The organism is Neptuniibacter sp. 1_MG-2023, assembly GCF_030547185.1.
Classification (GTDB): Bacteria; Pseudomonadota; Gammaproteobacteria; order Pseudomonadales; family Balneatricaceae; genus Neptuniibacter.
The window spans coordinates 56,234-71,182 of the sequence record NZ_JAUOQR010000005.1; the positions used below are offsets into that span (position 1 = coordinate 56,234).

12 protein-coding genes are annotated in these 14,949 nt (G+C 43.7%); 2 read left to right on the forward strand and 10 right to left on the reverse strand.

From position 1 onward, the window contains the following. Positions 1 to 78: 78 nt before the first annotated feature. The 4 genes from Q4492_RS07610 to Q4492_RS07625 all read right to left on the reverse strand — a co-directional run bounded on the left by Q4492_RS07610 (position 79) and on the right by Q4492_RS07625 (position 5,356). Positions 79 to 1,134 carry an SEL1-like repeat protein gene (locus tag Q4492_RS07610; RefSeq protein ID WP_303416646.1) on the reverse strand — a complete coding sequence of 352 codons (1,056 nt, stop codon included), beginning with the start codon at positions 1,132 to 1,134 and terminating at the stop codon, positions 79 to 81. A 92-nt stretch (positions 1,135 to 1,226) separates the two neighbouring features. Then, a complete protein-coding gene (locus Q4492_RS07615) occupies positions 1,227 to 2,864 on the reverse strand; it encodes an autotransporter outer membrane beta-barrel domain-containing protein (protein ID WP_303416647.1) in 1,638 nt (545 codons plus the stop codon). A 333-nt stretch (positions 2,865 to 3,197) separates the two neighbouring features. Beyond that, a complete protein-coding gene (locus tag Q4492_RS07620) occupies positions 3,198 to 4,862 on the reverse strand; it encodes a GMC family oxidoreductase (RefSeq protein WP_303416648.1) in 1,665 nt (554 codons plus the stop codon). Further along, positions 4,862 to 5,356 (reverse strand): gluconate 2-dehydrogenase subunit 3 family protein, encoded by a 495-nt coding sequence (locus tag Q4492_RS07625; protein ID WP_303416649.1) that lies wholly within the window; start codon positions 5,354 to 5,356, stop codon positions 4,862 to 4,864. Before Q4492_RS07625 ends, Q4492_RS07620 begins: the two co-directional genes overlap by 1 nt. 77 nt (positions 5,357 to 5,433) lie before the next feature. On the opposite strand from Q4492_RS07625, the gene Q4492_RS07630 reads away from it, so the two are divergent. Then, positions 5,434 to 6,270, forward strand: coding sequence for an alpha/beta fold hydrolase (locus Q4492_RS07630; RefSeq protein ID WP_303416650.1), 837 nt, complete (start codon positions 5,434 to 5,436; stop codon positions 6,268 to 6,270). A 226-nt stretch (positions 6,271 to 6,496) separates the two neighbouring features. Here Q4492_RS07630 and Q4492_RS07635 read toward each other — a convergent pair whose 3' ends face one another. Then, positions 6,497 to 7,168: an HAD family phosphatase gene (locus tag Q4492_RS07635; protein WP_303416651.1), complete on the reverse strand. Its 672-nt coding sequence runs from the start codon at positions 7,166 to 7,168 to the stop codon at positions 6,497 to 6,499. 207 nt (positions 7,169 to 7,375) lie between these two features. Here Q4492_RS07635 and Q4492_RS07640 point away from each other — a divergent pair, with 207 nt between their 5' ends. Next, positions 7,376 to 8,776, forward strand: coding sequence for an FAD-dependent oxidoreductase (locus Q4492_RS07640; RefSeq protein ID WP_303416652.1), 1,401 nt, complete (start codon positions 7,376 to 7,378; stop codon positions 8,774 to 8,776). A 67-nt stretch (positions 8,777 to 8,843) separates the two neighbouring features. Here the strand turns inward: Q4492_RS07640 and Q4492_RS07645 are convergent, their stop codons facing one another. The 5 genes from Q4492_RS07645 to Q4492_RS07665 all read right to left on the reverse strand — a co-directional run bounded on the left by Q4492_RS07645 (position 8,844) and on the right by Q4492_RS07665 (position 14,874). Beyond that, positions 8,844 to 9,749 carry an EamA family transporter gene (locus Q4492_RS07645; protein WP_303416653.1) on the reverse strand — a complete coding sequence of 302 codons (906 nt, stop codon included), beginning with the start codon at positions 9,747 to 9,749 and terminating at the stop codon, positions 8,844 to 8,846. Between the two features lie 168 nt (positions 9,750 to 9,917). Next, a complete protein-coding gene (gene phnX, locus Q4492_RS07650; protein WP_303416654.1) occupies positions 9,918 to 10,748 on the reverse strand; it encodes a phosphonoacetaldehyde hydrolase in 831 nt (276 codons plus the stop codon). A gap of 26 nt (positions 10,749 to 10,774) precedes the next feature. Continuing rightward, positions 10,775 to 11,884 (reverse strand): 2-aminoethylphosphonate--pyruvate transaminase, encoded by a 1,110-nt coding sequence (locus Q4492_RS07655; RefSeq protein ID WP_303416655.1) that lies wholly within the window; start codon positions 11,882 to 11,884, stop codon positions 10,775 to 10,777. A 189-nt stretch (positions 11,885 to 12,073) separates the two neighbouring features. Beyond that, the gene (locus tag Q4492_RS07660; RefSeq protein ID WP_303416656.1) at positions 12,074 to 13,801 is read right to left on the reverse strand and encodes a putative 2-aminoethylphosphonate ABC transporter permease subunit; all 1,728 of its coding nucleotides are present in this window, start codon (positions 13,799 to 13,801) and stop codon (positions 12,074 to 12,076) included. Continuing rightward, entirely contained in the window at positions 13,798 to 14,874 is a 1,077-nt protein-coding gene (locus tag Q4492_RS07665; RefSeq protein ID WP_303416657.1) for a putative 2-aminoethylphosphonate ABC transporter ATP-binding protein, read from the reverse strand. The genes Q4492_RS07660 and Q4492_RS07665 overlap by 4 nt, the downstream gene beginning before the upstream one ends. Positions 14,875 to 14,949 lie beyond the last annotated feature (75 nt).

The window sequence follows — 14,949 nt, forward strand, 5'->3', positions numbered from 1 at the left end:
CAGCAGTTACGCTGGTTTCTATAGGCTATTTAGTGTTTACAAACAGGTAAATAGTCACTCACATGCAACGGAATTAACTCAATGGCTGTGAGGCTTTAAATCATAATGCTTGTGCGGGTTATCATGGTTAGAATCAAACCATTCCAATGCATTCTTATGCGCTGTATCAACCTGTTTTTCCGTTAAGTGATGCGCCACAATCGAGCGCATATAATGTGCATCTGAATGTCCATTAGCTGCGGCCAAATCAAACCATTTATAAGCTTCCATCACCTCTTTTTTCACACCTAGCCCATAATAATATTGATGGCCTAAATAATACTGTGCATTCCTATCCCAACCATTTGCCGATTTATGGAACATAGCTAACGCCGCCTTATAGTCGGGTTGCCCATCAATACCAATAAAATCTAGCATAGCTATCGCGTATTGCGCTTCAGCATGTCCAGCGTTCGCTGCTTTTTTATACCACTGCTTTGCCACAATAGGGTTTGCTTTTTCACCCCGTCCATTCAGATATAAGTTGCCTAAATAAAACTGCGCATTAACATGCCCCTTTTCAGCGACATGCAGAAGCCATTTTTTCGCTTTTTGATAATCCTTTTCTACACCTTCACCCGATGAAAAAATAATACCCAAGTTGTAAGCCGCTTGCATGTTATCTTTCTCAGCTGCTCGCTCAAACCAATAGGCCGCTTTACTAATATCTTTCGTCACGCCCTGCCCATTCACATACAGGGTTGCTAAACTCACCTGGGATTCTATATGTCCTGCATTGGCGGCTTGCGAAAACCACTTAAACGCTAACGTCAGATCTTGTTTAGCACCTGCCCCCATGTAAAAGATATAACCTAAATTATGAGCGGCCTCTACATGACCTGCCTCTGCGGCAGTATTAAACAATTTAATCGCTTTAGCGGGATTAGCAACACCCAATCTCCCTGAATAATAGATCGCTCCTAAATTATACTGAGCATCACTATTACCTTTTTCAGCGAGCGGCTCTAATAACTCAACAGCCGTTTTAAAGTCACCCTCTGAAGCTTTCTTGATCCCATTTTCAAGCGGCGACGCTAAAGCGACAGCGCTGTTCATACTGACGATCAGCGTTAATAAAAGTGTTACCCATCGCATCTCGATTACCTATTCTGCATTGATGTAATATAATATTTTCCATTAAAAAGCCCGGTACTTAACCGGGCTTAGTACGGCTTAAGTACGCGTTATCAGAACCGCCAATTACCAACAATTTGGCCTTGATAACTCTCATACTCATCTGCTAGCTCAGTATCAAGCAACAATGAAAGCGTAAAATTATCCGAGCGCTGTATATCAAGTCCAAAGCCAATACTATAAACATTACGATGAATATCTTGGCCTTCAGATATAAAGTTACCACCGCCGCCAATGAATGATGTCACTGTATTAGTACCACTATTATTTAACGCGTGACGTAAACCAAACTGAACAGAGGGGGTTACTTCAGCCCCGCTCGTTAGCACTAAGTCTTTACTGATTTTAGCACCTAACAATAACCAGCCCCGATCTACATCCTGTTCTGCAACGTTCAAGGACATCACACCGGCCCCTGTCTCTGTATAACCATCTAGGGTCATGTAAGAGTATTCAAGACCCGCATAAGGGGTAATAGTCATGCCAGACCCTTGCTGAAAAGGCATTCCAGCGGTCACACGCAAAGCGTACATATCACCGGAAAAGTCACCACTCGCGATGCCTGACACACCCGTATCACGTTGTGTTTCGTAATCCTGATAGGCATACGCTAGCATTGACTCTAGGTACCACTTACCAAAATCACGTGAAGCATAAGCCGTAAATTGCCACGTTTCTATATCTGAGCCATCACCGTCTCGGTAATCGCCAAGTTCCACGTCCGTATTGGCATAGGTAAATGCCCCCCCTAAAACCCAATCATTTTCCAATAAGGTATCACCACCCGCAGCAATACCATGGATATCACTTCCGTAACCCGCATAGCCATCGTTACTACCTTGGTGCGCAGACGCACCAAATGCTTTTAGCCACATTGATTGACGGTACTGCTCATCACCTGCTGACAAACCGGTTTCGGCATCATAATTTAGTGCAGTTGTTGAAAAGTTTTGAGAACGAAGGGTGTTTAACCTAACCTGCACAGTATCCAGTGCACCCGTGATTGTTTGGGTAGCCGCTTGCGATAAGGCAGCTCCGGTTTCTGGAGACACTTTTTGTACTGCCGCTTGTCTATCATCATCAGACAACGCTGCCATATCAGCAATGATCGTCGCCATTTCACCGGTCACATTACCATTTAGCTGGTCTAACATCTCCCCCGTACCCGTTGTATTACCGGTTGATACCGGCTCAAAGACCCCTGTTGATCCAACAACTACAACCTGTGATTGGTCAATCAAACCAGCACCGGTTCCATTAAAGGTCTGGCCTTCGAGGTAAATACGGTAACCTTCTAAGGTAAAATCACCCTGCACAGCGGCAAAAGACCACTCTTGATCGGCAGGAAAGGTTCCACCAAGATCAAGTGCATCTAAGGTCGGATCATTAACGTTGAGGTTCGACAGATCTTGAGTCGTTCCTGCTAGCGGGTCATCATATGAAAAGGTTTGGGTATAAGTACCTATAGTGATGGTCATCACATCACCGGCATCCCAGTCCCCACCAAAAAAGACAGTGACTAATCCATCAGTGCCGCCACCTTCGTAGGTTTTCTGTGTAATAGTTATTCCGGTACCAGTGGTAAGATTAATAGGCGTATTAATAACATTCTGTGTAAACAGATGCCCCGCATTAGCCTGCATACTTCCCAGCAACACGATCAGTGTCAAAAAACGTCTAATGAGAGACATATAGTTCCTATTAAAAACTTGAAGAGACTCATCAGTATAGCCACTGTTGATTCAACAGCAAGGATTTATATTCAAACAGGATAATAAACAGGAAATTAAGGTACAATGTTTAAAAAAAGGTTAATTAATAGGCAATTAATTAAGATTAACTTAACCTGAATACCCCATATTTACTTGATATTTATAAAAGCCCACATAAAAAACAAACAGACTTAATACTATTTTTTTGTTTTAAAAATAAAAAACCATTAAACAGGAAAAGCCTTATTATCGACCACTAACAGAGCGCTTACACCTTCACAAATACCCCTTCTCTCTCTTAAAAATGATCACCTAACCTGATTTATTTATAATATGCTTCGCCGCTCGTATGGCTAATGCTTGAATAGTAAGGCTCGGCGATTCCCCCCCACCGGAGCTAGGGAACACACTTGCATCAACAAGATAAAGATTAGCCCAGCGGTGACTCTGGCAAAAACGGTTAACCACCGAGCGTCCTCTATCATTACCCATTCGACATGTCCCAAAAACGTGAGTCGAACTGAATATATCGTAGGAGCTAAACTCCTCAAAAATCTCACCTCCACCCGCTGCACGAAGGACCTCTCTACATTTGTCTGACATAAACGCGATGCGATTAATGGCTTCCTCGTCTAGGTAACTACTAATAACTGGTAACGGCATTCCCGACTCATCTTTATCTATGGATAAGCTTACAAAAGATTTTTCATGGGGGAGGCTTTCACAAATACCCGACACCGACAAAACAGAGCCAAATAAGGCTCTCATTTTCTTTTTATGATCAAGCCCCCAACCGTCTACTACGCGTGTTGCATACGCGCGCGGGCCAAGCAAGTCAGACTCAGCAACCGATGTGCTAAATCGACATCCACCAATCACACCGGGGATAGCATCAGGGTCATTAAAATCCCAACAGATAGCGTCAACCGCGGTCCCTTTATAGCTACCCAGCGCTTGTGGATAAAAACAGCTACTCGTCCAAAGAAGCGTCTCCATAAAGTTTTTTCCGACTTGCCCAGACTCATTACATAACCCATCGGGCGATTGAGCACTCTTTGACGCAAGTAACAAACGTGGTGTCTCAATTGCACCGCCAGCAACCACTAATAAATCACACCGGAGGTGCATCTCTTTCCCTTCGTGTACCAACTGAACACCCGTGACTTTATCCTTATCTCCCGTTTCAATTCTTTTGACCGATACATTGGGCACAACCGTACAAAACCCGGTCGCTACAGCGTGTTTAATATAGGTAAGGTCAACAGTGCCTTTGTCCATCCGTGAACAACCTTTCAAACAACAACCACAATAATTACATGAAGGACGCCCATCCGTTGGTGTCGACAAAATCGCTAATGAATTATGTTCTAGATTAAGACCTAATTGATTAAAACCTCGACTCAAAATCTGGCTATGTGCACACAGCGGGTGGGCTTTTTGCGGAAATGGCGTACTGCGCCAACGCGATCGAGGTGGGTGAGCAGAATTCCCGGCAACCCCCATCATCTCTTCAGCCTGCGCATAAAAGGGTTCCAGCTCCTCATAGGTCAAAGGCCAATCAGCTGCCACACCAAACCGGCTATGCATTTTCATGGCATGTGGATTCATTCGATGGGCTTCAGCACTATAATGCAGCGAACTCCCCCCTATCCCTTGAACACGATGATAACCAAAGGATATGCGTTCATTACTGGTATTTAACAGTCCACGAAGGTGATTCCACGATCTCAGCCCTTTATACTGTTTTTTTAATGGTTGATGGGAGGCAAACTGAACAGCAGGGCTTTTATATTTAGCGGGAAAGCTATCCTCCCAGTGCTGAGTTGTTAATTTAAAATCCACCTCAGGCGCATAAGCAGGCCCAGCATCTAAAACTAAAACCTTTATATTTTCCTGTGCCAACGCCCAAGCCATCGCACCACCGCCAGCACCGGCCCCTACAATGACGACATCATAATCTTCGTGTAAAAAGCCCATTAGCCGATCTCTTGAAAATCAGGATAACCATAGGGCTGAGGAGGCGACTCGATCATGCCCTTCCAGCTTTCCGGTTGAGTGTAGTAAATAAATAGTGCATCATTTTTAATTCGACTAAAAAATAGCTGAACAATACTCGGCGCATCTTGTGTTGAAGCAAGATAGGTCACCCGCTCCTTCTCCCTAGCTCCAAGCGCCGCATAAGGCTTCATAAAATAAGTCTCAGATTGCAGGTCCAACCACGCTAGCCCTTGCTCCAATAAAACAATGTAGTTCTCAATTCGATAGGCATGCGATATGATTTTTTTATGGATATTTAGCTCACTCGCAGAGGGTGTCTCATCTTTAGGTATAAGAACATCAAGAAAAGCAGACAATGTTTCGCTATTCACCCCCACTTTATCTAATGAGGCTGAAGCCGTTCTAATTTGAAACACTAAAGGTGCGATCACTGCCGCTTCACACAAAAGCCCTAAGAACCTTCGCCTATACATAGCTCACTCTTGTAAAATTAATTTAAGAAGGGGAACATCCATGTAGGGAAGCCACCCTAAAAAGGACGCGTTAGCCAATGCAATACACTTCAGCCTTAATAAAGTTAACCCTTATCCTAACACTGACGTTAACAGCCTGCTCCTACAATACCTATCCAACAGCAGAAACGTTAGCCGCCACTAAACACTGGGTGGCAGTAGATATAACAACATCACAATTCACGCTTCGGAGCTATCAACCCGCCGACAAAGTAAAATCTGACCTGTTAACCATCTATATAGAAGGTGATGGTTTCGCTTGGTCATCCCGAACAAAACCCTCATCAGATCCGACACCTAAAAATCCAGTTGCGCTGAAGCTTGCACTTGCCGCACATGAAAATGATAGCCTTTACCTAGCGAGACCCTGTCAATATATCCCAACACAACCTCATTGCAATAACCGCTACTGGACCTCAGCAAGGTACGCTGAAGAGGTTATTCAAGCCATGAATCAAGCCATAGATAAAGCGGTCCAAGACACTGAAGCCAAACACATAAACCTCATTGGGTTTTCAGGAGGTGGAACGGTGGCGACACTGATCGCACTCAGAAGGAATGATATCAACAAAGTCATTACCCTTTCAGCAAACCTCGACCATACAGAGTGGTCCCATTACCATCATGTCTCACCGCTAGCAGACTCTCTGAATCCAGCCCATTACATCAATCAGCTTTCACAGATCGAGCAACATCACTTTGTCGGTGCCAAGGATAAAAATACGCCGCCAATTTTATTACAAAAATTTCACGACAAGTTTCGCCATTTAAAACATAAGGTTTCTATCTATGTCATCGATGGCGTTACACATAACTGCTGTTGGGAACAGCAATGGGTACAACGACTAAAAGGAATAAAAGCGACCGCCCCCTGACGCTCTTTATCAGAGTGATAGCGTGTTTGTGCTTGAGATAAATGGAAGTAAAGCCGCCCTGACAGCGACTATCTTAGAGTAATAGCATCCATCTGATAGGGTCGTAAAACACACTAACCAACACCCCAACGTTTAACTGAAGATGGCCCTTCATATTGATGAATAGGGGGCGTTATTAAAATCGTAACGGGACTCATCCGCCGACCGTTCCTTAGGTACTACCTATTTACCTCAAACCCTCCTCTTTTAAATGCCACTGCAATACTGGCCAGCTATTTTGTCTAGCTAACTGCGTAAGTGCCTGATCTGGATTAGTTGCCACAGGAAAGGACACAACTTCGAGCAGTGGACGATCATTGATTGAATCAGAAAAGAACGATGCACCTTCCAATGATTCCTCTTGCTCCTCTAGCCATGATTTTAAGCGTGTAACTTTTCCCTTCCCAAAAGAGGGCGTCCCCTGAATTTTGCCGGTGTAGTAAGAGCCGCTAACTTCTAATTCAATGGCGATAAAATCATTTACGTTTAACAGTTCTGCAACCTTTTCAACAATAAAGGAAGATGTTGCAGAGATAATCAAAAGCCGCAGGTTTTGTTCGGTAAGCGCTTTCAACAAAGAAACCGCCTGCGGATATATCACCGGTTTTATATAAGATTCAATAAATACAGGCATTAATGCATGGATCTGCTCGATGGACAAATGCTTCAGTTCGCCAATAAAAAACTCAATGTAATCGTGTTGATCAAGTTGACCTTGCGTATACAACCTCATCAATTCAGCATCACGTTCAACAAAAGACTGATCGACTATGCCTTTTTCAAGCAGATACTCACAAAATAGAGAACAGCTATCCCCTGCTATCAACGTTTCATCTAAATCAAAAATTGCCAGAGCCATTACCCGTTCTCCAAAATAGTTAACCCTATGCTTAAGTGATAAATACACAGAGGCTCATGATAGGTATTGTCACTTAAGCCAATATCTAAGATTACTCTCGTGACTATATGACTACGCGATGAAGCTTTAGTTAAACCCGCTATAGAAATATGTACTCTTTGGTTTTAACTGCATACAATCAACTGGTATATACCAGAGAAAATACTAATGCAACCAATTCATATGCCATTTTGGCAACAACAAGCACTCTCCCTTGAAGCAGAATACACTCCAATTGAGCTAACCCAAGCAGTCACTGCAGATATATGCATTGTGGGTGGCGGTTATACTGGTCTCTGGAGTGCGATCAAACTCAAACAGTCCAAGCCGGACCTAAGGATCGTCATTGTAGAAGCCAAGCTGTGTGGTAGCGGCGCCTCAGGTCGCAATGGGGGCTGTATGCTGACATGGTCAACCAAGTATCCATCTCTCGCCCGTTTATTTGGCGAGGAGGAAGCGGGCCGATTAGTAACGGCTTCAGAAAATGCAGTGTATGAGATGGATGCCTTCTGTAAAGAACATAAAATAGAATGTGAACTACGCGTTGACGGTACTTATTATACTGCCAGTAATAATGCACAGATCGGTAGTATGGATAGCATTGTCAGTCAGCTAACCGCTAAGAAGCTTAATAGTTGGACAAAGCAACCCTTAGAAAAAGTCCAACGGGCAACGGGCTCCTATGCCCATCTTGAAGGTTTATATTCTCCCGCCGCAGGAAGCGTCCAACCGGGAAAATTAGTCAGAGGCTTAAAAACTACCGCAGAAAAGTTGGGCATCACAATATTTGAAAACAGTCCGATGAGCACCCTGATCGAGGGGCAACCCGCGACAGTGGTAACGAGTAAAGGCCGTGTTAACGCAAGCAAAGTCGTTTTAGCAACCAATGCCTGGATGCCCTCACAGTTTCGTGAGTTTGCCCGCAGTGTCACCTTAGTGTCTTCTGACATGCTTATTACTCAACCGATCCCGGCTTTACTAAAAACTATTGGTCTAGAAACAGGCTGCGCTGTTGTTGATTCCCGCACCTTTGTCCACTATTACCGTACAACAGAAGATGGTCGTCTAATGATGGGTAAAGGCGGTAATATGTTTGCTTTTGCCAATAAAGTAAGCCCTGCATTTGACCAACCCAGCCGCTATCAACCTATTCTGCAATCAGCACTTAATAAGTTTTTTCCAAGCATTCCTTGGCATAAAGTAGATACCACCTGGACTGGCCCCTCTGACCGTTCCGTCAGTGGCTTTCCTTTCTTCGGTTATCTCAGAGAAAACCCTAATATTATCTATGGGCTCGGTTATTCTGGTAACGGTGTTGTGCAAACTTACCTAGGCGCCAACATTATCCGCTCATTAGTATTGGAAGAAGATGATGAATGGAGTCGTTCGGGGCTAGCTCAAGGCCCAAGAGGACAATTCCCTCCAGAACCTATTCGTTGGATCGGGGCAATGACTGTTCGCAACGCCATACGACGAAAAGAAGCAGCTGAAGATACAAATAAGTCCCCTTGGTGGTTTGATAAACAACTGGCTAAATTGGCAGCATCAGCAGGGAAATCTGATAAATAATCTAGATAGATCTATTACTCAGACGAACAAGCTAACCTCCCCTCGTCTGAGTAAGCAGATTTAACCACTACACCGGCGATAAAATTAAAAAGACACCCGCACACAACAGAATTAAAGCGACCGACTTAACCCACCCCAGCTGCTCTTTAAATAACAGCACCCCAAGCAAAGCACCTATAGGTATACTGACCTGCCTTAAGGCAACAATCGCACTAATATTTTCTGATAACTGCATCGCCCAAAGCACTAATAAATAGGTGAGCGTAATCATCGCGCCCGTTAGAGCAATGCTTTTTTTCTGGCTGGCTAAAACCGTTTTTAACTTATGCCGATCATCGGCTCTAACTAATTGGACAGTAAAAAGGAAAATGCACGCAGCAATGCCCTCCAACCAAATATAGATCACTGCAACAATCAACCCTGACTGAGGTAAGTGATCAGCCAATTGGTCTATCGCTATTTTATCGGCAATGCTATATCCAGCCGTTGCACTAGCCGCTAATAAGGCAAGTAACATGCAGCGGCTAAAATAATTACCTACCTTAAAATCCCTAAGATGCTGCATAGGTAACAATACTGCTCCCAGTAGCACGAGAAACACTCCGATATAGGCCTCCAGGCTAAGAAGAGCTTGCATCCCTAAGACACTACTGATCACCGCGACCAGCATCACGGGGATTGATCGTGCGAGAGGATAAGCCACTGACATTGCTCCTTCTGCATAAGATAATGCCAATGCACTGCAATAGATCGCCTGACAAAAGCCAGAAAGCAGGAGTAAAGGAAGCAAATGGAACAACACCGCGCCCTGATCCCAAACAAAAGGCAAAACTATAGGTGTCAACGGAAGCGTGCCGGCTAAAAAAGCTAAGGAGAAAAATGCAACGGTAGGACTGACTTTCTTACCTAACAGGTTCCATGATGCATGTAATAACGCAGAAAAAATAACTAAGGAAACTGCTAACCAACTCATGATAAACCCTAAAATAAGCAAAAAAGAACCCATAACAGCAAACTGTTATGGGTTATAAATGGAAGTTCAAGCAACTAAAATGCGCTCTGCAATTAACGCCAAAAACCTCCCTCTCTACATGAAACGAATCAGTGATAAGCCATCAATACTCATCACCTTATAAAACATTTAGGGCTGTTCACCGCAGGCCAAACGAAGATTAATATCTTCAACAACCTCTGGAAGATCAGCGATAGAATCAATTACATAATGGGCACCACAAGCACGAAAACGCGCATAAGCGTTTCCACGTAGTTTGTTCTGTTCCTCTGCACTCAATGCCAACCACTCCTCAAGGTCTAACCCCACTTCATTACCACTGACGGCAACACCGACCGTCCAGCAACCTGCATTAAGCCCTTCTTCAATACCGATCAGTGTGTCATCCACTTTAATTACCGACTGTACCGTTTCAATCTCAAGCTCCAACATATTTTTTAACGTCATATGTGGATAAGGTCGCCCTTTCGGCACTTGGGGGGCACACACATTAGAGAGAGGCACATAACCTTGCTCTGCAGCTTTGGGCAGTAGATCAACAATCATCTCTTCTGCATAACCTGTATTAGCACCAATCTTAATCCCATGCTCTTGCAGATATTCAAATGTCTCTAAAGCACCCGGAATTAATGTCGAGCGGTCCGCAATCGTGCCAATCTGCAAAGGCACAAAATCGTTATAAAGACGATCTATATCCGTTTGGTCGGCTTCTTTACCTTGTGCGGCAAGCCAAGCATCTTTAACACGTGGCATCGCCAATATCTGACGAATATGTTCACGCTTTTCGGCACCCATGGGTGCACGCGCTTCAGCCAAGGTTATGGCTACTTGGTTCTGCTCAAACAGAGCACTAAACGCTTTAATCGGTGCTAGGGAACCAAAATCAATGGTTGTGCCTGCCCAATCAAAAATTGCAGCAGTAACAGGCCCTGTGTAAGCGCGTTTGTAAGAAAAACTCATTATTTATTTCCTATCGTCATTATCGTTTATAAAGAGACCTGCATCTCATCCAATACTACCGCTACAGCGTCTAACAATTGATCAACCTGCTGATCATATAATTGACCTATATGGCCTAAACGAAAGCTCTCTGCTTCGGTTAGCTTGCCTGGATAAATAATAAAGTTGTGTACCTTTAGGCGGTTATAAAAATCAGTAAACTCAAAGTTTTTATCTGTAGGGCTGAAGAAGGTAGTAATAATGGGAGATAGCCACTGATCCTCTAATAAAGTTTTAAAGCCCAGAGCACGCATACCCATCACCATGCGATCACGATTACGTGCGTAACGGGCATAACGACCTTGAACACCACCTTCAGCTTCGTGCTCTTTAAGTGCCTGTAAAAAAGCAGCTACCACATGGGTTGGTGGTGTAAAGCGCCATTGGCCAGTCTTGGCCATGTAAACCCATTGCTCATATAAATCCAGACACAGGGAATGAGCATTACCTTGGCTCCCTTGCATAATATCCTCACGGACAATCGCATAACCAAAACCAGGTACACCCTCTATACATTTATTAGCCGCTGAGATCAGTGCGTCAAAAGGTAATTTTTGTGCATCTATAGGTAAGGCACCAAACGCACTCATGGCATCAATAATCAGACCACGCCCGGCTTGCTTAACAACCTCTGCAATTTCAGCTACCGGATTTAAAATACCAGAGCTTGTCTCACAATAGACAACAGCCACATGAGTAATCATGGAATCTTCAGCCAGCTTTTTCGCAACCTCTTCTGGCTTAGGCGGCTCATAATCTCCCATATCTATAAAGCAGTATTCACGTCCCATATACTGCAACGATTTACCAATTCGCTGGCCATAAGCGCCATTCATCAGCACTAGAACTTTGCCATCTTTAGGCACCATTGTTCCTAAAGTAGCTTCCACCGCAAAGGATCCGCTGCCCTGCACAGGAACGCATACATGGGTCCCTTTAGCATTTGCAAGATCTAAGATGCGCTCACATACTTCAGCTGTAATTTTATTGAAATCTTGATCCCAAGATCCCCAATCACAGAGCATCGCTTCTTTAGTGCTCATGCTAGTCGTGATAGGACCGGGTGTTAAAAGATAGGGTTGCGTTCGGTTACTCATTTCTATTCGCTCATGACACTGCCCACTAAAAAGTGAACCTATTTAAAGTGAAATCATTCTTGATATATTGCTTACATTCTATCTGGTATAGACCAGACAATAACACCCCAAAAGGGTGACAGTTTTGTTAAATTACGCCTACAAAACTGTTAGGTTATAATTCGCTCTCCGGTATTCCCAGCTGACTAATTAAGTGCCCGCACGCCAACGCTGAGTCCTAGCTAAAAGGTAATGTGAAAAGACCCAATGGATTAACTTAGCCAGAATACAGGTCCCCATAATCAGAACCCCCATCGCTGCGGCTGGGGCAATATCACCAGCATCATCCATATTTAGAACAGCGACCGATGCCAGCATAGTATCGGCCGAATAGATAAAGACGACCGCCGAAACAGTGGTCATCGCATTCATGAAAAGATAACTACCTATCTCCAATAATGCGGGTAGAGATACGGGCATAATCACACGCCAGAAAGTGACATAGAATGGAATTTTTAATGATGCAGAAACCGCTTCGAATTCATTATCAATTTGCTTCAACGCTGTTACCGCGGTCAGATGACAGACCGTGTAATAGTGGGCAACCGTGCAGATCACAAGAATTGCCATAGTGCCATAAACAAAATTTAGCGGATTATTAGGTGCATTAAAAAAGAAAACATAGGCTAAACCTAACACCATGCCAGGCACAGCTAAAGGGATCATCGCTGCCAAGTGATATAGCATCCTCAGCGTTTTGAGACCCTTTATTTTTTCTACTAGATAAGCGTTATAAAAAATAAATAATGTACCTATAAGCGCAGTCCAGCATGCCATCTCTAAAGAGTTGTAATAGGCTTCCCAACCACCGCCATCCATAAGATCAAATTGATAATTAGCAAAAGATAGTGACAAGTTATAAGGCCAGAAACTTACTAATGAAGCGTATACAGCCATACCTAAAACCGTCAAAATAATAATTGGAACAGGTAAGCAAAGCGCTAACATAGTCCAATCTTTAACTGGATTTTTCTTAGGGATTAAAGGCGCTGCACGCGCTGATAACAGCGCCACCTGCTTACGTTGCACCCAACGATCAATCGCGAAAGCAAATAATGCAGGCAGTAGTAAGACAACAGAGACGACAGCACCCATTGAAAAATTCTGCTGCCCGATTACCTGCTTATAAATATCGGTTGCCAACATATTATACTGACCACCAATCACCTTAGGCACACCAAAGTCAGTAATCACTAAAGTAAAGACAACAAATGAAGCGCTGATCAAACCATATTTTATTGATGGCAAGGTAATCGTCATAAAGGTTCGAAAACCTGATGTGCGAAGTACTTTTGCCGACTCATATAAACGAGCATCAGTATTGCTTAACGCTGTCACAAGAATCATCAACGCGTGTGGAAAACACCAAAACGCCAAACCAATCACAATCCCAATGGGGCCATAAATAGTCTCGCCAAACATCAACCCTTTCAACACACCTTGATTACCAAATAGGTATACCAAAGAGATCGCCGGCAGCAGCGAAGGTGCAAAGATCGGCGCCATAAGAAAAACTTTAAAAAAACCACGCCCAGGCATACAGGTTCGAGTCAAAGCATAAGCGGTTAACAGCGCTAACCCAATCACTATAAACGTTGTGATGAAAGCGATGGTTAAGGTATGACTGATCGACATCGACAGTGCCGGTGTCGAGAAATAATCAATATAATTAGCCAATCCAATAAAACCACCCTGCTGGTCTTCTACGCTTTTTGACAAAATAGTGTAAAGCGGTAAAACCAACGTGATTAACAGAATAATACTAGCAATTAATAATCCGCTTGCTTGCAGAATTTGATCGCGAGATAAAGTGGCCTTAGGTGTATTTAAAACGGTCTCCTGCGTCAGAGATACCGGGAGGTTTTCAAAAATACTCATAGCACCTCTCCTGCAAACAAATGCAAGCGCTCCTCCGGAAGATCTAATGCTAATTGATCGCCATGAGAGATATTAAAATCACGAATATCATTCATAGAAAAATCGGCAATGATAAGATCGTTCATCCCCTCTACACTCAACTTAGAGCGCACAAAAGAGCCTAAAAACTCCATTGAAGTAACTTGTGCTAAAAGTCGATTATCGGCCTGTTCAGTATTACGTATACGAATATCTTCAGGACGAATAGCTAAACTGACCCCTGTTTGATCTATCATTGATGCAGCCTGTGGACAACATACCGAGTTACCACCCACATTGATCGTCCCCTTATCAACGACAGAACAAGGAACAAAGTTCATGGTTCCCACAAACTGAGCGACAAAAGGTGTTTTAGGATAGCTGTAGATCTCTTCTGGTGTGCCTACCTGCTCAATAACACCATGATTCATCACCACAATGCGATCAGCCATTGAGAGTGCTTCTTCTTGATCATGGGTCACCATAACGGTAGTGACACCAAGCTTACGTTGCAGCTCTTTAATTTCATGACGAAGATGATGCCTCACTCGTGCATCAAGAGCAGACAAAGGCTCATCCAACAATAACAAACCGGGCGATGTTGCTATGGCGCGGGCCAAGGCAACACGCTGTTGTTGACCACCGGATAGCTGACCAGGAAATTTTGAACCTGAATCTGGCAAACCGATAATATCCAACAACTCCTTCACACGTTCCTTCTGATCAACGCGTTTAACTTTGCGATTTCGTAGGCCATACGCAATATTGTCAGCAACGCTTAGGTTTGGAAAAAGTGCATACGACTGAAAAACAATACCAAAATCACGACTGTCCGGTGACAACCAAGATACGTCTTTACCATCCTGAATGATCCGACCATTACTTTGGATATCTAATCCAGCAATCGCCCGTAACAGTGTGGTCTTTCCACAACCTGACGGCCCCAGGAAACAGACAAATTCCCCCTCATTAATATCCAGTGAAATATTCTTTAACGCGGCAAAATCACCGAAGAACTTATCTAGTTCTATAATTTTAAGGTAGGAATCACTCATCTTTTTTTCCTGATGGGATGATAGATATGGCATAAAAACATGAGGAGCTAGAGCCCCTCATGCCAGTTCGAAAAC